This is a genomic window from Niabella sp. CPT15-335-S11 (genome assembly GCF_058792415.1).
In genome coordinates, this window is record NZ_JBYTEI010000001.1 from 583,959 (window position 1) to 605,380 (window position 21,422).

General features: G+C 46.9%; 16 protein-coding genes. 15 read left to right on the forward strand and 1 reads right to left on the reverse strand.

Annotated features, from left to right (window positions below):
• Positions 1 to 2 precede the first annotated feature (2 nt).
• The 14 genes from AC3WS5_RS02360 to AC3WS5_RS02425 all read left to right on the forward strand — a co-directional run bounded on the left by AC3WS5_RS02360 (position 3) and on the right by AC3WS5_RS02425 (position 18,584).
• The gene (locus AC3WS5_RS02360; protein ID WP_492465590.1) at positions 3 to 701 is read left to right on the forward strand and encodes a GDSL-type esterase/lipase family protein; all 699 of its coding nucleotides are present in this window, start codon (positions 3 to 5) and stop codon (positions 699 to 701) included.
• 66 nt (positions 702 to 767) lie between these two features.
• Positions 768 to 3,056, forward strand: coding sequence for a beta-glucosidase BglX (gene bglX, locus AC3WS5_RS02365; RefSeq protein WP_492465591.1), 2,289 nt, complete (start codon positions 768 to 770; stop codon positions 3,054 to 3,056).
• A gap of 56 nt (positions 3,057 to 3,112) precedes the next feature.
• A complete protein-coding gene (locus tag AC3WS5_RS02370) occupies positions 3,113 to 3,721 on the forward strand; it encodes an RNA polymerase sigma-70 factor (RefSeq protein ID WP_492465592.1) in 609 nt (202 codons plus the stop codon).
• A 43-nt stretch (positions 3,722 to 3,764) separates the two neighbouring features.
• Positions 3,765 to 4,871, forward strand: coding sequence for a FecR family protein (locus tag AC3WS5_RS02375; protein WP_492465593.1), 1,107 nt, complete (start codon positions 3,765 to 3,767; stop codon positions 4,869 to 4,871).
• A 108-nt stretch (positions 4,872 to 4,979) separates the two neighbouring features.
• Positions 4,980 to 8,411, forward strand: coding sequence for a SusC/RagA family TonB-linked outer membrane protein (locus AC3WS5_RS02380; protein ID WP_492465594.1), 3,432 nt, complete (start codon positions 4,980 to 4,982; stop codon positions 8,409 to 8,411).
• Between the two features lie 18 nt (positions 8,412 to 8,429).
• Positions 8,430 to 9,938 carry a RagB/SusD family nutrient uptake outer membrane protein gene (locus tag AC3WS5_RS02385; protein ID WP_492465595.1) on the forward strand — a complete coding sequence of 503 codons (1,509 nt, stop codon included), beginning with the start codon at positions 8,430 to 8,432 and terminating at the stop codon, positions 9,936 to 9,938.
• A 165-nt stretch (positions 9,939 to 10,103) separates the two neighbouring features.
• A complete protein-coding gene (locus AC3WS5_RS02390; protein WP_492465596.1) occupies positions 10,104 to 10,958 on the forward strand; it encodes a hypothetical protein in 855 nt (284 codons plus the stop codon).
• 56 nt (positions 10,959 to 11,014) lie between these two features.
• Positions 11,015 to 12,199 carry a family 16 glycosylhydrolase gene (locus tag AC3WS5_RS02395; RefSeq protein WP_492465597.1) on the forward strand — a complete coding sequence of 395 codons (1,185 nt, stop codon included), beginning with the start codon at positions 11,015 to 11,017 and terminating at the stop codon, positions 12,197 to 12,199.
• 13 nt (positions 12,200 to 12,212) lie between these two features.
• Positions 12,213 to 13,652 carry a glycoside hydrolase family 30 protein gene (locus tag AC3WS5_RS02400; RefSeq protein ID WP_492465598.1) on the forward strand — a complete coding sequence of 480 codons (1,440 nt, stop codon included), beginning with the start codon at positions 12,213 to 12,215 and terminating at the stop codon, positions 13,650 to 13,652.
• 85 nt (positions 13,653 to 13,737) lie between these two features.
• A complete protein-coding gene (locus tag AC3WS5_RS02405) occupies positions 13,738 to 14,961 on the forward strand; it encodes a glycoside hydrolase family 5 protein (protein WP_492465599.1) in 1,224 nt (407 codons plus the stop codon).
• Positions 14,962 to 15,121: 160 nt separating this feature from the next.
• Positions 15,122 to 16,585: a glycoside hydrolase family 30 protein gene (locus AC3WS5_RS02410; RefSeq protein ID WP_492465600.1), complete on the forward strand. Its 1,464-nt coding sequence runs from the start codon at positions 15,122 to 15,124 to the stop codon at positions 16,583 to 16,585.
• 456 nt (positions 16,586 to 17,041) lie between these two features.
• Positions 17,042 to 17,266 (forward strand): hypothetical protein, encoded by a 225-nt coding sequence (locus tag AC3WS5_RS02415; RefSeq protein ID WP_492465601.1) that lies wholly within the window; start codon positions 17,042 to 17,044, stop codon positions 17,264 to 17,266.
• A 229-nt stretch (positions 17,267 to 17,495) separates the two neighbouring features.
• A complete protein-coding gene (locus AC3WS5_RS02420; protein ID WP_492465602.1) occupies positions 17,496 to 18,236 on the forward strand; it encodes an ABC transporter ATP-binding protein in 741 nt (246 codons plus the stop codon).
• Positions 18,237 to 18,356: 120 nt separating this feature from the next.
• The gene (locus AC3WS5_RS02425; RefSeq protein WP_492465603.1) at positions 18,357 to 18,584 is read left to right on the forward strand and encodes a YtxH domain-containing protein; all 228 of its coding nucleotides are present in this window, start codon (positions 18,357 to 18,359) and stop codon (positions 18,582 to 18,584) included.
• A 210-nt stretch (positions 18,585 to 18,794) separates the two neighbouring features.
• Here the strand turns inward: AC3WS5_RS02425 and AC3WS5_RS02430 are convergent, their stop codons facing one another.
• Entirely contained in the window at positions 18,795 to 19,481 is a 687-nt protein-coding gene (locus AC3WS5_RS02430; protein WP_492465604.1) for a zinc metallopeptidase, read from the reverse strand.
• Positions 19,482 to 19,950: 469 nt separating this feature from the next.
• On the opposite strand from AC3WS5_RS02430, the gene radA reads away from it, so the two are divergent.
• Complete coding sequence (gene radA / locus AC3WS5_RS02435) at positions 19,951 to 21,339, forward strand: DNA repair protein RadA (RefSeq protein WP_492465605.1); 1,389 nt, start codon at positions 19,951 to 19,953, stop codon at positions 21,337 to 21,339.
• Positions 21,340 to 21,422: the final 83 nt, after the last annotated feature.

Genomic DNA, 21,422 nt, shown 5'->3' on the forward strand with positions numbered 1-21,422 from the left:
GCATGATGAAAAAACTCTTTATGATCCTGGTCAGCGCCGTTCTGACCGCCAATTCATTAACGGCACAGGAACCTTTTCCTTTTTGGAATGATATACGGAAGTTCAATACGGCTGACAGCCTGGCCTTCCCAGGCAGCGGACAAATTCTTTTTATCGGCTCGTCTTCCTTCACGATGTGGAAAGATGTAAACGAATATTTCCCAGGCTACCATATCCTGAACCGTGCCTTTGGCGGATCCACGCTTTTGGACCTCATGAGGTACCGCTACGACGTTATTTTTCCCTATCAGCCCAGGCAAATAGTTATGTACTGTGGTGAAAACGACTTCGCCGGTAATGCACAGCTTAGCCCCGCCGATGTTTTTGGCAGATTTAAAGCCCTGTTTCTGCAGATACGGGCAAGATATCCGAAAGTTCCTTTTGCCTATGTATCCATGAAACCCAGTCCCAGCCGCAGACACCTGATGCCTAAGTTCGACGAGACCAATCAAATGATCCGCCAGTATTTAAAAACACAAACCTCGGCCTCTTTCATCGATGCATATCATGCTATGTTGCAGAAAGATGGCCAGCCCAAACCTGAAATATTTTTAAAAGATAGCCTGCACATGAATCCAAAGGGGTACAAGATCTGGCAGCAACTCATGAGACCCTACCTCGACAAACGGGAGATCATGAGACCGACCCTCATAATGAAATAAAAACTTAGATTGAGCCGGTCGACACCCGTCAAAACGATCCGATTATTTATAGTAAAAAATACGCATATGAAGACTTTAAGACTTTTTTCAGTTACGACCTTGTCCTTCCTGTTCCTGCTGGTAACAGTAGAGGGCCAGGTCAGCGCCCAAAAAATGGACGCCTACGTCAGCGGGTTGATGAAAAAAATGACACTGGATGAAAAGATCGGTCAGCTCAACCTGCCTGCCGCCGGTGATATTACGACCGGACTGGCTCAGAGTTCAAATATTGCGGGAAAGATCCGGGAAGGAAAAGTGGGCGGACTATTTAACATTAAAGGGGTTGATAAAATAAAGGCTATACAGAAAGTTGCCGTTGAAGAAAGCCGGATGAAGATCCCGTTACTATTTGGGATGGATGTCATACATGGTTACGAGACTGTCTTTCCCATTCCCCTGGGACTATCGTGTAGCTGGGACATGAAAGCCATTCAGCGCAGTGCTGAGATTGCCGCCCGGGAAGCTAGCGCAGCCGGAATTAGCTGGACATTCAGTCCGATGGTGGACATATCCCGCGATCCGCGCTGGGGGCGCGTTGCAGAAGGAAGTGGAGAAGATCCCTACCTGGGCAGCCAAATAGCAAAAGCGATGGTAAGAGGCTACCAGGGAGATCTTAGCAAGAATTACAATATCATGGCCTGTGTAAAACACTATGCGTTGTACGGCGCGTCAGAAGCAGGCCGGGATTATAACACGGTCGACATGAGTCATATCCGGATGTACAACGAATACTTCCCACCTTACAAAGCAGCCGTGGATGCAGGTGTGGGTAGTGTGATGGCTTCTTTCAACGAGGTGGATGGCGTTCCTGCCACAGGGAACAAATGGCTGCTGACTGACGTGTTGAGAAAACAGTGGGGTTTTAAAGGATTTACTGTATCCGATTATACCGGTGTTAACGAAATGATTGACCACGGTATGGGTGACCTTCAAATGGTTTCGGCGCTGGCGCTGAAAGCGGGTATTGATATGGACATGGTGGGAGAAGGGTTCCTGACAACCCTCAAAAAATCCCTCAGCGAAAAGAAAGTTACGCTGCAGGAAATTGACCTGGCTTGCCGGCATGTACTTGAGGCAAAATACAAACTGGGATTATTTGAAAACCCCTATAAATACTGTGATCCGAACAGGGCAGCCAAAGAAATATTTACGGAGGCCAACCGGAAGGAGGCGAGAGCAATTGCGGCACAGAGTTTTGTGTTGTTGAAAAACCAGGGACAACTCCTGCCGCTTAAAAAATCGGGTTCCATCGCGTTGGTCGGCCCACTGGCAGATAACCGGGAAAACATGACCGGCACCTGGAGTGTGGCGGCTAACTTCTCGAAATCTGTTTCCCTAATCGATGGGATCCGTCAGGTAGCCGGCAATCAGGTGAAGATCAACTACGCACTGGGTGCCAACCTGGATGCGGAACCGGCATTTCAACAGCGTGTGACCGTCTTTGGCAAACAATTAAAAAGAGATAACCGGCCCGCCAGCGTTATCCTGGATGAGGCGCTCACCGCAGCAAAAAATTCGGATTTGGTCATTGCCGCCGTGGGTGAATCTGCAGAAATGACGGGCGAAAGTAGTAGCCGGACAGACATTGAAATTCCGCAGATACAAAAAGACATGCTGAAAGCGCTGATGAACACTGGAAAGCCGGTTGTAGTGGTGTTGTTTACCGGCAGGCCGCTGGCATTAAAATGGGAAAACGAACATATCCCCGCGATCCTGAATGTATGGTTCGGTGGGACGGAAGCCGGCAATGCGATTGCCGATGTGTTGTTTGGGAATGTGAATCCGTCGGGAAAGCTTTCTGCCACTTTCCCGCAGAATGTTGGACAAGTACCTCTGTATTATAATCATAAAAATACGGGGCGTCCACTGGCTGAAGGCAAGTGGTTCCAAAAATTCCGTGGTAACTACCTGGACGTGTCAAACGACCCGGTTTATCCCTTTGGTTACGGGCTGAGTTACACCAGATTTGATTATGGAAATTTAAACCTCAGCAGTACCAGTCTCAGAGGCAACCAGACACTCAGGGCCAGCGTGAAGCTTACGAATAGCGGTTCTTACGACGGTTCGGAGGTCGTACAGTTGTATATCCGCGATATGGTGGGTAGTGTCACGCGTCCCGTAAAAGAACTGAAAGGATTTCAGAAGGTGTGGCTGAAAGCCGGGGAATCCAAAACGGTAAGCTTCAGCATCACACCGGAGGATCTTAAATTTTACAACCAGGCACTACAATACAATTGGGAGCCCGGTGAGTTCGAGATCATGATCGGCACAAGCTCAGCCGATGTAAAGTCTGGGAAAGTGACCTGGCTTAAATAATAAATTCTGTTAATTAAATCAAAAAGTACATACCTTAGTTGCCGGATTGTTCTTCAATGGAAACATACGACTCCATACAAGAAAATAGGCTTTACCAATGGCAGTTACAAATAGCGGCGGGAGATCTCAGGGCATTCCGGCTACTCTTCGATTTTTTTGCAGAGAAACTGACTCACTTCGCCTACTCGATATCCGGCAATAAAGAAACAGCGCTGGAAATCATGGATGAGGTTTTTGTCAGGATCTGGAAAAACCGTGAAACGCTGCCCGAGATCAGGAACCTGACTACCTATCTCTACACATCCATTAAAAACACTTCTTTAAATTATCTTTCGCGCAAAACCCGCGAGCTGCTCACGGAGCCTTTCGATTTTGTCAATATTCAACTTGAACAAAACGAAACACCGGAACAGAACCTGATTTCCTCCGAAATCCTAAAAAAGATCCAAACTTCCGTAGAAAACCTTCCACCGAAGTGTAAGATCATTTTTAAACTTGTACGCGAGGATGGCTTGAAATATAAAGAAGTTGCTGAAATCCTTAACATCTCTATCCACACAGTAGATGCGCAAATGGTAAACGCCGTAAAGCGGATCAGTGAGACGGTCAGGGCCGAATTTGATTATTTTCCCAAAAAAAAGAAAAAAAAATCCGAATCCATCTAGTGTCCTCAGGTCTGTTTCTTGTCTATATAAATAACAGGCCAGCATGGAAGAAAGACTTGCTATACTACTATCTAGAAAATTCGCGGGGGAAGCCACTGTGGAAGAACTCGCTGAACTGGATGATCGGATCAAGGATGATCCGGGCAATCAATTCCTCCTGGGGGTTTTACATACCTATTGGAACGATTATACTCCCGTTTCTATTATTAATAAGAAAGCAGATCTTCATTTCGAAAATATTCTGAAAGCAGCGCAGAACGGAGAAGTCATTACACCCGATCTTAAAAGGGTGCAGGGCCCCAAACGTTCTCGGATCAGGTTCACGCTGAAAATTGCCGCTATGGCGGCCATCCTTGCCGGAGCAGTACTGCTTGGTACCTGGTTCTTTTATTTTAGCGGCAAGCCAGGTTTTGAAAACAATGCGCTGGAAACGATCGTGGCTGCAAAAGGATCCAAATCGCGCCTTTTACTCCCGGATGGGTCTAAAGTATGGCTGAATTCAAACAGCAAGCTGGTCTTTGACCGGAGGTTCGGGGGTAAACTCCGGGAGGTTACGCTGGACGGAGAAGCATTTTTCGACGTAGTGAAAGATAAGAAACGACCCTTTATCGTTCATACCACAGCTATCGACATCAGGGTCCTGGGAACCGCCTTTAACGTTAAATCCTACAAGGACGATAACACGATCGAAACCACGTTGATTCATGGATTGGTAGAAGTGACCGACAAGACCAAGCCAGAAGCGCCGAAAATCATTTTGCGGCCCAGTGAAAAACTGGTATTCTCGAAAGCAGGCAGCGTTGACGCACCCGATCCCGGTACTCCCCCCAGAAATGAGAAAGCCGTCACAACCGGAAAATCTGCCGCAACCGTACTGAACCTGCCAGATCACATCAGCGAACCAGACAGAATAGAAACGGCATGGGTACACAACCGGCTGATTTTTGAAGGGGATACCTTCCGCGAACTGGCTGCGAAAATGGAACGCTGGTATAATGTGCGTTTTAGTTTTGAAAATGAAAACCTGGCAAACTACCGCCTTCGTGGGGTATTCGAGGACGAAACCCTGGAGCAGGCATTACAGGCGCTGCAACTGATCACGCCTTTCAGGTATGAAATTGATGGAAATGTTGTGAAGATCAGGAAATAAGTACTGAAAAGCCGGAAAATGCTGCAACATTGACCGGCCCTAAGATAAACGGAAACAGACATTGAAGTAAAGGTTGTTTCCTATTGTTTAACTATTAAAATCAAAAGTATGAAAAAAAGTGAACCATTGGGAAGACTATTCCCTATACGGTCGCTTCTGAAAACACTTCTTATTATGAAGCTTGCTGTTTTTATCATCCTGCTCTCTGCTTTCCAGGTGAAAGCCTCAGAGTCAAGCGCTCAGAATATTTTCCTGAAACTCAAAAACACAGAGATCAGGAAGGTGCTGAACGCTATTGAAAAGCAGGGAAGCTATCGGTTCCTGTACAATTACGATGTCAGGACACTCAGGACGAAAGTGGATTTTAAGGCCGAAGGGGTTGGGGTAACAACTGCGCTGGACAACCTGCTTGCTGGTAATGAACTTACCTATAAACAGGTGGGAAAAAACTTATTCGTCATCATTTCAACTTCCCCAAATGCCCCCCCGGATGTACCCATTACCGGACAAGTGCTGAATGAATCCGGGATCACCATGACAGGTGTTTCCATTATTGTTCGCGGAACAAGGACAGGAACCACCACCGATGGAAACGGTCGGTTTACACTTACAGCACCCGATAATAACGCAACACTGCTCATTTCATTTGTCGGTTACGTTGACCAGGAAGTACCCTTAGCAGGTCGCTCAGAAGTTACCATACGAATGGTTCCCTCGCAGCAGGTGCTGGACCAGGTAGTGGTGGTGGGCTATGGTGTTCAAAAGAAAAGTGTGGTAACAGGTGCCATCTCAAGTGTGAAGGCCCGTGACCTGGAAAACGTCCCTAACGGACGCGTTGAACAAGCCTTGCAGGGCCGTGTATCAGGTGTGACCATCGCCCAGAATTCAGGTCAGCCAGGATCCGCTTCTACTATCAGGGTACGAGGTGTGACAACCTTTGGAGATGGAGGAAACAATCCGCTTTGGGTTGTTGACGGCGTTGTAGTTGATCAGGGCGGTATTGCCTACCTGAACCAATCGGATATTGAATCAATCGAGGTGCTGAAAGATGCAGCCTCCGCAGCTATCTACGGAACCAGGGCCGCAACCGGCGTTATCCTTATTACAACCAAAAAAGGAAAAGCAGGGAAGCTCACCGTTTCTTATAATGGATTCTATGGCATCTCCTCACCCGCCAAGAAACTGGATCTGTTGAATGCGACTCAATACGCTTCTATCCTGAATGAACGCGCAGTTAATGATGGCGCAGGGCTCCGGTTTACAGACCCCTCCAGCTTTGGAGCTGGTACAGACTGGCAAAAAGAAATCTTCAATAACAGCGCGAAGAGATCTAATCACGAGGTGAGTCTGAGTGGCGGCGGCGAGCGCTCAACTTTCTATCTCTCTTTCGGGCTCTCGGACCAGGAGGGTATCGTAGCAACCGATATTTCCAGGTATAATAAAAAGAGCCTCCGGCTGAACTCCACCCATAAGATCTCGAAAGTATTTACATTCGGAGAAGCTGTTGGATATACCCACCAGAAATCTACCGGACTGGGAAATACAAATAGTGAGTATGGCGGACCACTCAGTTCTGCCATCAATTTGGACCCGATGACCAAGCTGGTGATCACCGATCCAAAAGTGGCTGGTGCAGCGCCTTACAGCGTCAACAAAGTAATGCGCGATGCCAACGGGAACCCTTACGGGATTTCTACACTGGTGGGGCAGGAAATGACAAATCCACTGGCCTATATTCAAACCCGCCTGGGCGGATATGGCTGGTCCGATGATATTGTTGGCAATACCTACCTCGAAGCTGCCGTGACCAAAGACATCAAAGTGAGATCCACACTCGGCGGAAAGCTGTCCTATTGGGGATCACAGGCGTTTACACCCGTTTTCTATCTCGCGGCAACCCAAAAAACTGATCAGAATAATTACTATCATTCCTCGGAAAAAGCCTTTAACTGGAATATCGAAAATACCATCACCTACGCTAAACGCTTCGGCCCCCATAATTTGACCGTGCTGCTGGGACAGGGCGCGTATGTAGAAAATATTGGTAGTGGTTCCGGTGTTACACTGTATAATCTACCAATTACCAGCTACAAGGACGCTTCGCTGAACTTCGATATCCCCCAGACAAGCCGTAGTTCCTGGACTTCAGACAGGGTTGAACATAAATTATCCTCCTTGTTTGGACGGATCAACTACGATTACATGGAAAAATACCTCTTCACTGGTATCCTGCGGAGAGATGGTTCCTCCCGGTTTGGTATTAATAATAAATATGGAGTGTTCCCATCCTTCTCCATGGGATGGGCAGTAAACAAAGAAGAATTCTGGCAAGCCAACGATATTATTAACAGCCTCAAGATCCGCGGTGGATACGGGGTTGTTGGTAATGATGCTATCCGGAACTTCGGTTATGTCTCCACTGTAAACGGTGGTTTCAATTATACCATTGGCAATAACGAGGATATCACAACGGGTTATGCACCCGCATCCCTGGATAACCCGGATCTGAGATGGGAAGAAACATCACAGGCCAATATTGGTTTCGAAGCACAGCTTTTTAATAACCTGAACTTAAACTTCGATTATTATAAAAAGAAGACAACAGGTATTCTGAGACCGATTACGATACCAGGATATGTAGGCGTTTCTTCATCTCCGGTGGGTAACGTCGCAGATATGCAAAATACGGGCGTTGAAGTGGAACTGATCTACCGTAAGAGATTCGGAGAACTTAATCTTTCGGCAAATGGTAATTTCTCCTACCTGAAAAACGAAGTTACTTATGTGGCTACTGATGTCAATTTCATAGCCGGTGATGCAAGTTTCCAGACTATGGGGCCCGTAACCCGAATCCAGAAAGGCCAGTCGTATAACGCATTTTTTGGATATAAGACCAATGGTATTTTCCAGAATTATGCTGAAATAAACGCATACAGAAATAAAGACGGCCAGTTGTTGCAACCAAATGCCAAACCCGGCGATTTCAAATGGGTCGACATCAATGGTGATGGAAAGATCACTAACAACGACCTGGATAAGACCTTCCTGGGAAACAGTATACCAAAATACACATACGGGTTTACGGTAAACCTGGACTATAAGGGCTTTGATTTCTCGATGTTTACCCAGGGCGTTGCCGGCGTTAAGATATTCCAGGGTCTCAGAAGACTGGATATTATCGATGCGAATTATCAAACCAAGATCCTGGGCAGATGGACCGGCGATGGCTCCACCAATACATATCCCAGGGTCACCGCATCAGATCCAAACCGCAACTACGGGAGGATGTCTGACTTCTACCTGGAAAATGGTGATTACGCCCGCCTGAAGCTTGTTCAGGTTGGATATTCATTCCCTGCCAATTACTTCCAGCGGTTAGGCGTAAGCAAGCTCCGGCTCTATATTACAGCCGAGAACCTGTTTACTCTTACCAGGTACACGGGGTATGATCCTGAAATCGGAGGTAGTGTCTATGGCATTGACAAAGGGGTTTATCCTCAGGCAAGAACCATTCTGGGTGGTATCCAATTACAATTCTAAATTCAAATCTCTAGAAACATGAAAAAGAAAATATATATTCCCTTGCTTTTGGCTACTGTCCTTGCTACTGTGGTCTCCTGCTCCAAAAGTTTTGTGGAAATAGACCCCAAAGGCCAGTTTCTTTCGCAAAACTACTATGCGGATGAAGGCCAGGCCTATGCGGCTTTGGTTGGCGTATATGACGCCATGCGAAAGAATTCCGGCGGTTTTGAAAATATGCTGGCCCTGATGAATTCTGGGTCCGATGACCATTATGCCGGTGGCGGTGGCGCGACAGATGGTATGCAGCTTCAGTCATTTTCCAATTATACCATGACGGCAGACCTGATGGCTGAGAGCTACTGGAACGACCCTTACCAGGGAATTTTTAAAGCTAATGTCCTGCTGAGCAAAATGCCCAATATTCAAATGCCGGACGCTACAAAAAAGAGGTTTGCGGCGGAAGCTAAAACGCTGAGGGCTCTGTATTATTTCAACCTGGTCCGGTTGTTTAAGAACATTCCGCTGATCCTGGAACCCCTCACGGCCACCACGATGTACGATGTTACACAGGCTAAACCCGAAGCTGTCTATGCGCAAATAGAGAAAGACCTTAGTGAAGCCGCTCCAGACCTGCCAATCACACTGACCAGTTCAGAGCTGGGCAGGATGACCAGGGGTGGCGCGAAAGCCCTGCTGGGAAAGGTTTACCTGTTTGAAAACAAAAACCAGCTTGCGGCAGCACAACTGGCCGAAGTAAATGGCACACCTGGCGGAACCAGCGCTTACGGGTACAAACTCCTGAGCAATTTTGCCAGTCTCTGGGTGGTTGCTAATAAATTCAACACAGAATCGATCATTGAGGAAACCCACAGTGCCAAGAGCAATGCAGACTGGGGATTCTGGGGTTCAGGAAGAGATGAGGGTAACTCCTACAACGTCATGATCGGCCCGCGTAGCTATTCAAGGCCGTCAGGTTCCACCGCACCCGATCTTCCTTCCGGATGGAGCTTCAATGTATTCACCCAAAACTTCTATGACGCCATCAAAAATGATCCCAGATTTGGCGCCACGGTATTTGACTTAAAAGCGCTGAAAGCCGCCAACCAGGCTGATTATATTGAAGGATACATGAATACGGGATATTTTATCAATAAGTTCCTGCCCCGTACTTCTGACGTAACCACGGGTGGTGGTGCGAAAGAGCTGAACTACAAACAAAACACTTACGTGATCCGGCTGGCCGATACCTACCTGATGGAAGCCGAAGCCCTTGGGGCTACCGGAGCCAGGGCACAGGCCCTTTTGGATGCAGTCAGAGCAAGAGTGGGACTACCTTCCGTACCGGTAACTTTGAACGCTATCAAACTGGAACGCCGGCTGGAACTGGCCGCTGAAGGCCAACGTTGGTTTGACCTGGTAAGATGGGGCGATGCCGCATCCAAACTGGCCTCCCGCGGGTTTGTCAGCGGAAAAAGCGAAGTGTTCCCCATACCCAGTCGCGAACTCCGCGGCACAAAACTCGTGCAAAACCCAGGGTACAATTAATGATTAAAAACTGTTGAAAAGAAATCTGATCCGATGATAGCCAACAGTTAAAAAAAATTTACACATGAAATGTCCATAAAAATTTTCGAGCACATTTATACGAGCCGCGATGAAAATTTTCTATGGTAAATTCCATGTGACCATTGAAAATACAATACTCTACACATGAAATCGATAAAAATAATATCCTTCCTTTTCCTGGTAGCCGGTTTAAGCGCTTATTTTGGTTGCAGTAAACCAAAGGTTACAAACCCAGGATTAACGGAAACGTCTTTAAACGCGGCCTTCACTGTAACCCCAGTGTCTGGTAACGCCAATAGGTTTATCGCCCGGTCTGCCGACAGCTCCTATATTTTGTCTAAATGGGATTTGGGTGATGGCGCCGGTGCCGCCATCGGGCCTCCCAGCCGGGAAATATTCCTGCCTGATGCAGGTGCTTACACTATCACGCATTATGCAGTTGGAAAAGGCGGTGCCGCATTTTCTGCAACCCAGAATGTTACCGTCGCCACCTCCGACCCTGCAGCAGGAAATCTGGTTCAAGGCGGCAAATTCGCCAACGCAGCCGACTATGCCAAATGGACCCTGTTGAAGATTGGTGACACCGACCCCGCCAGTATCTGGAAATTTAATGTGGGAAGTGCCACAGTTTCGCCCAGCGGCTGGAACCAGGCAGGTCTCTACCAGGCAATTAATGTGGTGGCCAACAAAAAATACAAAATTGATATGGTGGTTTCAAGCCCCGTAGGTATTCAAGACTGCTGGTTTGAGGTTTTTGCTTCACCCACTCCGCCCGTACAGGGCAGCGATTACTCAGTCGGCGGAAAAAGACTGGCCATCAATACCTGGGCCGGTTGCGGGACCACTCCTTTCTCCGGATTACTGTCAGTTATTCAGTGCGATGGCGATGGAAAGCCTGTAAGTTTCCCAACCTCAGGCCTCATCTATCTGGTCATTAAATCGGGCAGCGGCTCTAATCCCTCCATCACCATCAAAAATGTGGAGATGAGAGGTATCTAATCCTCCAAAGCAGAAGCAAAGTGAAAAGTTCGGCCTTATATAGAATTATTTTCTCCATGCCTTTGCTTCTGCTTTTTTTTTCCTGTAGCAAAGCGAAAGACCCCAATCCGCCACCGGTAGCATCCTTACCACAAGTCACCATTACAGGCGGTAAAGAAACGCGTGCCGGCGTGGACGGTCATCTTAGATTTTATTTTGTGCTGGATAAGAGACCCTCCGGCAATGCGGTTCTGCAATACACTACGCGCGATGGCTCAGCAAAATCTCCGGCCGATTACCAGGCCGTAACCGGCACCCTGACAATTCCATCAACAGCTACAGAAGCTTATCTTGACATCGCCTTCAAGGGTAATGCCAGTTTACTGAGGGAGCCAAACAAAACCTTCACTCTTGAACTGAGCAATCCACAGGGATGCACCCTCAGTCAAAATACGCTGCAAGCAACCATCATAACCGAAGACGGTAGCTTTCTCCCCACAGATAATACAGGTTATCAGTCACCTGACTCCTACACCGGCTATGAAAAGCTCTGGAGTGATGAGTTCTCCGGGGTAGCTCCCGATCCTGCAACCTGGAATTTTGAGACCGGCAACGGAACCAACGGCTGGGGAAACCAGGAACTGGAATATTATACCAGTTCACCTAAGAATATTTTCCAGTCAAATGGCAACCTGATCATAGAAGCCCGGGAAGAGGCAGTCAGCGGATTTAAATATACTTCTGCGAGACTTACAACGCAGCAAAGGAAAACATTCACTTTTGGGAGAATAGATATCCGTGCAAAACTTCCGGTGGGAAAAGGTATCTGGCCCGCACTCTGGATGCTGGGCAGCAACATAACAACCGTTGGGTGGCCCGCCTGTGGTGAAATTGATATTATGGAGCTGGTGGGCTCACAACCTTCGACCGTTGTAGGTACAATTCACTGGGCCGGGTCCGGAGGCGCACATGCATCAAAAAGTAGCTCCTTTAAATTGGATACAGAAGACTTCTCACAGAAATTTCACGTTTTTAGCATGATCTGGAAACGCGACAGCCTGACCTGGTTGGTGGATAATCAGCCGTATTTCAGCGCTACTCCCGCCAACCTGGGCAACTACCCTGCCGCATTCAATGCCAGCCAGTTCTTTATCTTCAATGTGGCCGTGGGAGGTTCATGGCCGGGAACGCCACCCGCTACAACCGTTTTTCCACAACGTATGTTTGTAGATTATATCAGAGTCTTCAGGGAAATTATTTAAAAACTTATTTAACATGAGACTTAAAAAAGGAGCTTTGCTCTACATCATATTCACTGCATTTCTGTTCGTGAATGCTCATTGCCACAAAAATGGAAATCCTGGTCCTACTCCACCGCCGCCACCGGCTACCGGCGACGTAGAATCCTGGCAAACACTGGCGGATCAAACCGTGTTGCTGCAGAAGAAAAATACAACCATCAGCTTTAGCGCCAACAGTAATATCTATCCCTCCATTGCTGTCGACTCAACGATTCAATACCAAACGATTGATGGGTTTGGCTATGCCCTTACGGGAGGCAGCGCTATAATGATTCATCAAATGGACGCCACATCGAGGAATAATTTATTAAATGAGCTATTTGGCACGGGCGAAAACTCCATTCACGTGAGTTATCTCCGCATAAGCATCGGAGCTTCCGACCTGGATCCCGCTGTCTTTAGTTATAACGATCTGCCCGCGGGACAAACCGATGTCGATCAGACCAAATTCAACATCAGCCCGGATAAGGTCCATCTCATCCCGGTGTTGAAAGAGATCCTGGCCATCAATCCCAACATTAAAATTATGGGTTCCCCCTGGAGCCCGCCAACCTGGATGAAGGACAACAACAGTAGCATCGGCGGTAGCCTGAAACCGGAATTCTACAACTCCTACGCTACCTACTTCGTGAAATATATCCAGGCCATGCAGGCAGAAGGAATCAGGATCACAACGATCACCCCACAAAATGAACCCCTCCATCCGGGCAATAATCCCAGTATGTACATGACGGCGGAACAGGAACGCGATTTTATTAAGAACAGCCTGGGGCCTGCTTTTCAGGCGGCGGGGATCACGACTAAAATTATTATCTACGATCACAACCTCGACCGGCCTGATTACCCCATCACGGTGCTGAGCGACCCGGAAGCAGCCAAATACATCGACGGATCGGCTTTTCATTTATATGCCGGAAATGTAACGGCCATGACACAGGTACACAATGCATTCCCAAACAAAAACCTCTACTTCACGGAGCAATGGACGGGGTCTAAAGAACCCTTCGACGGAACCCTGCAGTGGCATATCAATAATGTGATCATCGGCACCATGCGAAACTGGAGCAAGCTGGCCCTGGAATGGAACCTGGCCAGTGATCCAAATTTTCAACCTCACACCCCCGGCGGTTGTACCGAGTGCAAGGGTGCGCTTACCATCAACGGATCCGTATTTACGCGAAATGTATCTTACTATATTATCGCCCATGCCTCCAAGTTTGTACCACCAGGATCGATCCGTATCAGCTCTACCCAATCTGATCTTTTTCCGAATGTCGTTTTCCTGACACCTTCGGGGAAGAAAGTAATGATCGTGCTGAATGCCGGTGGCGCCAACACGTTTAATATCGCTTACAATGGAAAGTGGGCCGTAGTTCCGATAGAGTCAAAATCAGTGATGACGCTCGTCTGGTAAGCACAGGAATGATGACTGCAAAAGCAATCACTGATAATCCGTCTCCTGCAACGATGGCCTTTTCTGACTGAAAACAAATAACATTATGATCAAAAAATTAGTCTTCCTTCTCATACTTCCAGCCCTTTTTATTTGGACTTCAACGGCCCAGTCACACTTTTTCACTACTAAGGGAAAAAATATTATTGGTCCCGATGGCAAACCATTTCTTTTGAAAGGCACCAACCTGGGCAACTGGCTGGTACCTGAAGGATATATGTTTCGTTTTGATAAAGTGAACTCGCCACGCCTGATCAACACGGCCCTTTCTGAACTGATGGGTCCAGAAAAAACCAAAGCTTTCTGGAATAAGTTTATCGATAATTATATCACCTTTGATGATATCCGGTACATTAAAAAAACCGGCGCCAATTCCATCCGCATCCCTTTTCACTACAAGCTTTTCACCCGCGAAGAATACCTGGGCAGCGACGATCCGCAACGGGGTTTCCAGATCTTCGACCGCGTGCTGGACTGGTGCCGGAAGGAAAACCTCTACGTGATCCTGGATATGCACTGTGCGCCCGGCGGACAAACCGGTGATAATATTGATGACGGTTATGGCTATCCCTTTCTTTTTGAAGACCACGCATCCCGTCAATTGCTCATTAAGATCTGGGCCGATATCGCGGCCCGGTACCGGAACGACCGGATCATCATCGGTTATGACATTCTCAATGAACCCATTGCTCATTATTTTGACGTCGCCAAATTAAATCCTTACCTGGAGCCTCTCTACAAAGAGGTTGTCTCCGCGATTAGAAAAACAGATAAGAACCACCTCATATTCCTGGGCGGCGCACAGTGGGACAGTAACTTCAAAATATTTGGCAAACCCTTTGACGATAAACTCGTGTACACTTTTCATAAATACTGGACACCCGCAACGGTGGACGTGATCCGGGATTATATCGACTTCAGCGAAAAATATCAGGTTCCCATTTATTGCGGCGAGACCGGAGAAAACACGAACGAATGGATACAACAATTTCGCCTGGTCCTGGAAAAAAATAATATCGGATGGCATTACTGGCCCTATAAAAAACTGGATAACCTCCGGGGGTTTATGAGTTTTGACAAACCCGCCGGATTCGATAGCGTAATCGCCTACACGCAGAAAAACCGCGCCAGCTTTGAAGATATCAGGAAGGCTGCGCCCCACGACCGCCAGGCGCTGATCCAGAGTCTCCATGGTTTCCTGGAAGCCTGCCGGTTTAATAATTGCAAGCCCAACGTCGGTTACATCAAAGCATTGGGCCTTAAACCCTAAAATATAAATTATGAAATGTCCATCAAAATTTTCGAGCACATTTATACGAACCGCGATGAACCGCGAAGCGCTCATAAGCGCCAAAATAAATAACAAATAATGCTTATAAAATTTTCTATGGTAAATTCCATGTGGCCATTTAAAAAAATAAAATTAACACATGAACAAATATTATCCGATCCTGATGCTCGCAGCGCTGACTGCCTGTAATAATCTGAAAGAGGGAAAGAACGGTGCAAACGCGGGTTTTGACCTAACCGGCAAATCAGCCACCGTGTTCACTACAGCCGATACAGCGAACTACCGGTTGTCACAAACCGCTAACGGACTTGCCTTCACAGAAATGGGACAGCCTAAGGAAACCGAGGTTTGTGTTTTTGTTGACCCGACCAAAACATTTCAAACCGTTCTGGGTATCGGTGGGGCCCTGACCGATGCTGCCGCAGAAACTTACGCCCGGCTTCCAAAGGAAAAACAAGACACCTTCATCAGAGCGGTCTATGATCCCACTGTCGGTATCGGTTATTCGCTGGGGAGAACAAATATGGCCAGTTGCGATTTTTCGAGCGGCAGTTACACCTTCGTTGCCGACCACGACACAACCCTGAAGACTTTTGACATCACTCATGATAAGGCTTTCAAGATTCCGTTTATCAAACAGGCAATTAAAGCAGCAGGGGGCAAACTCATATTATACGTCAGCCCTTGGAGCCCTCCCGCCTGGATGAAAGATAATAATGACCTGCTGCATGGCGGCAAATTGAAAAAAGAATTTTACCAGCCCTGGGCTATGTTTTATGTCAAGTATATCCGCGCGCTCGAAAAAGAAGGGATCCCCGTCTGGGGCCTGAGCGTGCAGAATGAACCAATGGCCACGCAAAGATGGGAGTCCTGTATTTATACTGCCGAAGATGAAGCCAACTTTATCAAAGAAGCGCTGGGACCAACCCTGCACAAAGAAGATATGGCCGACAAAAAACTGATCATCTGGGATCACAACCGCGACCTGATCTACCAGCGCGCCAGCACCACCCTGCGGGATCCCGAAGTAGCAAAATATGTCTGGGGTATCGGCTATCACTGGTACGAAACCTGGACGGGTAGCGATATGATGTTTGAAAATGTAAAAAGAACGGCAGAAACCTTCCCCGAAAAAAACCTCATTTTCACCGAGGGATGCAAAGAAAAATTTTCAATGGACAGCATCCGGAACTGGAGCCTCGGAGAAAAATACGGGTACTCTATGATCAATGATTTTAATGCCGGTACCGTAGGCTGGACCGACTGGAACATACTGCTGGATGAGACAGGCGGACCCAATCACGCGGGCAACCTATGTTTCGCGCCAGTCCATGCAGATACCCGAACCGGTGCACTATACTTTACAAACGCGTACTACTACATCGGGCACTTTTCCAAATTTGTCAGGCCCGGAGCCAGGCGCATCATAGCATCTTCTAATCGTACTGATTTACTGACAACCGCATTTTTAAACACCGATGGTAAAGTGGCCGTCATTGTCATGAATAAAGGAAACAACACGATCCCCTATCATTTGTGGGTGGCAGGGAAGTCAGCAACAATAAGCAGTCTGCCACATAGCATGGCTACCGTTATCTTTTAATAAAAAATATTTCCTGTCTCTCCGCGTGCGGTTCGATTTTTCGCAGTCGACCTTGTGCACCTTGAAGAAAACCAGAACATACCGGGGTTTCGGGTGGTTTATCTGCAACCCCGTTTTGTTTTATGACGCCAGTAGCTTTGATAGATCCAAAACTTTACGCAAATTAAAAATCTGGCTTGTAACCTTTTATCCGTTTTTATCGTCCAATAAAAATAGATCTTATACCAGGGGGAAATTGACTTAACCATTGAAGGACTATTTTGTTATTATGTGCGTAAGCAGGTTAAATTTTTCGGATTTTAAGGCAAAAGATTTAACTTTGAGTATACCCTCCGAATGCGTCTGTGTCAGAAGTTTCCTATTTAAAGACAAGATCTTTAACGCCAATTAGAACGTCGGATTCAGGGGGAGATATCTTAATTTACACCGAACGTGGATATTGAATAATAATTTTTTATGAAAAAACCGTACAGATTTGTTGGACTTGTTTTATTGGGCCTGACTGCAGCTACTGTGACAGGTGTAGTTTTCAAGGTTCGCAAGAAAAATGCGATGAAACGGTTATTTCAAGCTGCCGATGAAGGGTACGAAACGGCACATGATATTATTTATCCGGAAACCGGGCGCCCCAACCATCCGGAGCACCTGAAATACGGCCCTTATATCCCCAAATACTCCTGATCACCTTTAAAACGGCCCCGCGAGCGGATATTACACGCATTACTCCGGTATTTCAGTATTTGAACTCAAATTAATTCCACGTGGATAATGCCTGATTGCGTTCTCCTTCATTATCCCCCGAATTATTTCTCATAGGCCTTTGCCCCGAAGTGAGGAGCATCCCCCATAAAATGACCGAAAAAGGTCCAAAAATCAGCATCCCTGGATTTGTTTTGCTAAATTCGTCGCGATGGAGGCAGCAGTCAATATAGAGGGTCTTTTTTTCAATTATAAGAAACAGGCGCCCCTTTTTAAAGGCCTGGACCTGGTGATTGAAAAGGGCAGGCGGTTTGGGATTTTTGGCCCTAACGGTGCAGGAAAGACTACGCTGATGAACCTGATTTCCGGATTATTACCATATAACGGCGGATCCATCTGTATCTCCGGAATGGAGCTCCGCCTTCACAAAAAGCAAATCAACAAGATCATCGGACTGGTACCACAGGATTTTTCTTTTTATGAAGAATTAAGCCCCGGTGAGAATATGGCTTTCTTCGGGGCCTGGTATGGTATGAATGCCGCCCAGATCCGTCAGCGGACAGATGAACTACTAAACTTGATGGGCCTGTCGAACGTCGCTCAAAAGCCGGTCAGGTTGTTTTCCGGAGGAATGAAAAGAAGGGTAAACCTGGCTATCGGCGTGATGAATACCCCTGAAATCCTGATTCTTGATGAACCCACCGTAGGTGTGGATGTCCAGTCGCGCAACGCCATCCTTGATTTCCTCAAGCAGATGAACGCGGCGGGTACTACACTCATCTATACTTCTCACCAGCTTAACGAAGCTGAAGACCTATGCGATACGGCTGCGCTGATGGACGGTGGGGAGATCCTGGTCAACGGCCCACTGTCTGAACTACTGGAAACACATGGGCATCAGAACCTGGAGCGATTGTTTCTGAAACTGACCGGCAGGGCATACCGCGATTAAGCGGATAGATGGTTCAACAGGTAACCGTACGGAACTTTTAACGCAGAATAAGCTTTTTGGCAGATTATTTGTTTAACTTCATAGGCCCAATCAGCATGTAGAACTTTTAAAATATTTATTATGAACAAACTTATTACGGGTTTCACCCTCGGTCTGGTAGTCGGCGTATTATTTGCACCGGAAAGCGGGAAAGCCACCCGAAAAAAAATTGCTGAAAAAGGCAATGACCTCAAGAACCAGTTCGCCGATTTTATTGATAATATCGCCAGCAAGTTCGAAGATGATGCGGATGAAGTCGAAGACTTTGTAGAGACGAAGACCAGCGACCTGAAAGCTGAACCTATTTAAAGGATCCGCTGAATATAATTCTATCCCGCCGGTTGCGTGAAGTCTCCTGCCTCAGGAACGGCTTTCAATTCCTAATATTGACTACTCAACACATTTGTCTCCCGTGCTCAGGGAATCATGGCTGGAATTTTTGATTATTTTCGTTTATAGACTGAAAACCCCACCGTTTTTTCGACTGGTGGGGTTTTAGTATTTTTAAGAAGCGCTCGATTAATCTCTTCTTCCCATGAAGATGGAAATATATTGCAACAGCATCACTACGGCAGCCAACGCAGCGACAACATAAGTTGTAGCCGCCCACTTCAGCGCGTCTTTTGCGCCGGGATACTCGGCCGAATTGGTCACATTGGTCCTATTCAGCCAGGCGAGCGCCCGCCTACTGGCGTCAAATTCAACAGGCAGCGTGATCAGTGAGAATAATACAGTCACGGCCATCAGAATGATGCCGACCAGCAGCAGTGTATAGCTTCCGGAAGCAGCCAAAATAAGCCCAACCAGCAGAACCCAATTCACGATGGAAGAACTAAACTGTACCACCGGCACCAAGCGGCTGCGCATTTGCAACGGTGCATAAGCAGTCGCATGTTGCACGGCATGACCGGTTTCATGTGCCGCAACGGCGGCAGCAGCCACCGTTCGCCCATCATATACTTCGGGGCTCAGGTTGATCGTCTTCTTAACCGGATCATAGTGATCGGATAAAAATCCCTGCACAGAAATCACATTCACATCATAAATTCCGTTCTCACGCAGCATTTTCTCGGCTATTTCTTTACCGCTCATGCCATTGGACAGCGGCACATTGCTGTATTTGGCAAACTTGCGCTTCAAAATCATCGAAACCACCATACTGAGCACCATGAACAGTATGGAAACAAACATAATTGAAGGTGTCATTACGAATCTGTATTTAATTATTTAAGAGTTAACATCAAATCAGGCACCATTCACAAATTAATGGAAAAAACCCGACTTTTTGTCATGTAGATAACTTTTTTAACGAATTCTGAAAAACTGCTGCTTTTACAACACATTGATTTTAAATATTGTACGTATTAATATGGCGAAACGAGCCGCGAATTCACAATAATTTAATTCCGTCAGTGTCCAAATTGATTTTTTGATTTTAAGTCATAATTGTATCTTAGTACCAGAATTTAATGGGTTAGTAAGTAAAAAGAGCCAATCGACTGATTGGCCTTTTTACATTTTTGGCGGTGCTATCTCTTCAAAATCAACCCGGAATCCACGCCCCCGGCAATAAACAAATCACCAAATTTGCTTCAAATTGAAAACTGAGGACCAGGGATCTTCCGTTTTTCGGTGGGTTTCAAATTAACTGTTTCAATCGGCCTATCTTTATTCTATGAGTAAGGTTAAAAAATCTTTTTTCTGCCAAAATTGTGGTTATGAGAGTGTCAAATGGCTGGGGCAATGTCCGTCCTGCAACCAGTGGAATACATTTGTTGAAGAAGTAATTGACCAGGGTGAATACAAGGAAAACTGGTCTGAATACGATGGTAAGACGAAACGTGTTTCCAAAGCCATCCTTTTGAACGATGTAAAAAGTGCTGAAGAAAAACGACTCATCACCGGAGATGCAGAGCTGAACAGGGTGCTGGGTGGCGGTATTGTGGCGGGCAGCCTGGTGTTGGTTGCTGGTGAACCGGGAATCGGTAAAAGTACATTGTTTCTTCAAAACGGTTTGCAATTGAAAAATCAGCGGGTACTTTATATCAGCGGAGAGGAAAGTGAACAGCAGATCAAGATGCGCGCCGACAGGTTGGGCTTCAGCGAAACGATGCAGCAACCATTTTTCCTGCTTACCGAAACTTCTACGCAAACCATCTTCCAGGAAATCAAAAAATTAAAGCCACAGATTGTCATAGTAGATTCCATTCAGACCCTGCAATCCAATTCCATGGATGCATCACAGGGTAGCATATCACAGATCAGGGAGTGTGCCGCCGAATTTCAGCGGTTTGCGAAAGAGACCAATACGCCGGTCTTCCTCATTGGACATATTACGAAAGAAGGCAGTATTGCTGGCCCCAAGATCCTGGAACATATGGTGGATGTGGTTTTGCAATTTGAAGGCGATCGTCATTATGCCTACCGGATCCTGCGGACACTCAAAAATCGGTTTGGCAGCACCAGCGAATTGGGTATTTACGAAATGACGGATGCCGGTATGCGCGGCGTGACCAACCCCAGCGAAGTATTGATCACACAAAAAGAGGAACCGCTGAGCGGAATTGCAATAGCAGCGGCAATGGAAGGCGTAAGACCTTTGTTGATAGAGATCCAGGCACTGGTTACCCATTCGGTTTATGGGACGCCACAGCGGACCGTCAGTGGCTTTGACTCGCGAAGACTCCAGTTGCTTTTGGCCGTCCTCGAAAAAAGGGGCGGATTTCAACTGGGCGTGAAAGATGTGTTCCTGAATATCGCTGGTGGTATCAGGGTGGAAGATCCCTCGATCGATCTGGCAGTACTTTGCGCTTTGTTGTCCTCTTTTGAAGACGCTCCGCTGCCGCAAAATATTTGTTTCGCGGGCGAAGTAGGTCTGAGCGGTGAGATCAGGGCGGTGAATCGGATTGACCAGCGTATTGCAGAAGCGCAAAAGCTGGGGTTTGAGAAAATAATCATTTCGAGATATAATCAGTCGCTGCGCAACCAGAACAGATCGCACATTCAGATTGAAGTGGTGATGATGAGTCGCGTGGAGGAAGTCTACCGCTATTTATTTTCGTAATTAGTCCTTTGAATGGAAAGCCGAAGTTGAGAAGCCAGCTCCACGTTGAAAGGATCAGATTCCCCCAAGACTGTATGCGATCC

Excerpts from the sequence above, each read along its gene's own strand:
- AC3WS5_RS02360 (WP_492465590.1), top strand. The coding sequence starts at position 3 with ATGATGAAAAAACTCTTTATGATCCTGGTCAGCGCCGTTCTGACCGCC.
- bglX (WP_492465591.1), top strand. The coding sequence starts at position 768 with ATGAAGACTTTAAGACTTTTTTCAGTTACGACCTTGTCCTTCCTGTTC.
- AC3WS5_RS02370 (WP_492465592.1), top strand. The coding sequence starts at position 3,113 with ATGGAAACATACGACTCCATACAAGAAAATAGGCTTTACCAATGGCAG.
- AC3WS5_RS02375 (WP_492465593.1), top strand. The coding sequence starts at position 3,765 with ATGGAAGAAAGACTTGCTATACTACTATCTAGAAAATTCGCGGGGGAA.
- AC3WS5_RS02380 (WP_492465594.1), top strand. The coding sequence starts at position 4,980 with ATGAAAAAAAGTGAACCATTGGGAAGACTATTCCCTATACGGTCGCTT.
- AC3WS5_RS02385 (WP_492465595.1), top strand. The coding sequence starts at position 8,430 with ATGAAAAAGAAAATATATATTCCCTTGCTTTTGGCTACTGTCCTTGCT.
- AC3WS5_RS02390 (WP_492465596.1), top strand. The coding sequence starts at position 10,104 with ATGAAATCGATAAAAATAATATCCTTCCTTTTCCTGGTAGCCGGTTTA.
- AC3WS5_RS02395 (WP_492465597.1), top strand. The coding sequence starts at position 11,015 with ATGCCTTTGCTTCTGCTTTTTTTTTCCTGTAGCAAAGCGAAAGACCCC.
- AC3WS5_RS02400 (WP_492465598.1), top strand. The coding sequence starts at position 12,213 with ATGAGACTTAAAAAAGGAGCTTTGCTCTACATCATATTCACTGCATTT.
- AC3WS5_RS02405 (WP_492465599.1), top strand. The coding sequence starts at position 13,738 with ATGATCAAAAAATTAGTCTTCCTTCTCATACTTCCAGCCCTTTTTATT.
- AC3WS5_RS02410 (WP_492465600.1), top strand. The coding sequence starts at position 15,122 with ATGAACAAATATTATCCGATCCTGATGCTCGCAGCGCTGACTGCCTGT.
- AC3WS5_RS02415 (WP_492465601.1), top strand. The coding sequence starts at position 17,042 with ATGAAAAAACCGTACAGATTTGTTGGACTTGTTTTATTGGGCCTGACT.
- AC3WS5_RS02420 (WP_492465602.1), top strand. The coding sequence starts at position 17,496 with ATGGAGGCAGCAGTCAATATAGAGGGTCTTTTTTTCAATTATAAGAAA.
- AC3WS5_RS02425 (WP_492465603.1), top strand. The coding sequence starts at position 18,357 with ATGAACAAACTTATTACGGGTTTCACCCTCGGTCTGGTAGTCGGCGTA.
- AC3WS5_RS02430 (WP_492465604.1), bottom strand. The coding sequence starts at position 19,481 with ATGACACCTTCAATTATGTTTGTTTCCATACTGTTCATGGTGCTCAGT.
- radA (WP_492465605.1), top strand. The coding sequence starts at position 19,951 with ATGAGTAAGGTTAAAAAATCTTTTTTCTGCCAAAATTGTGGTTATGAG.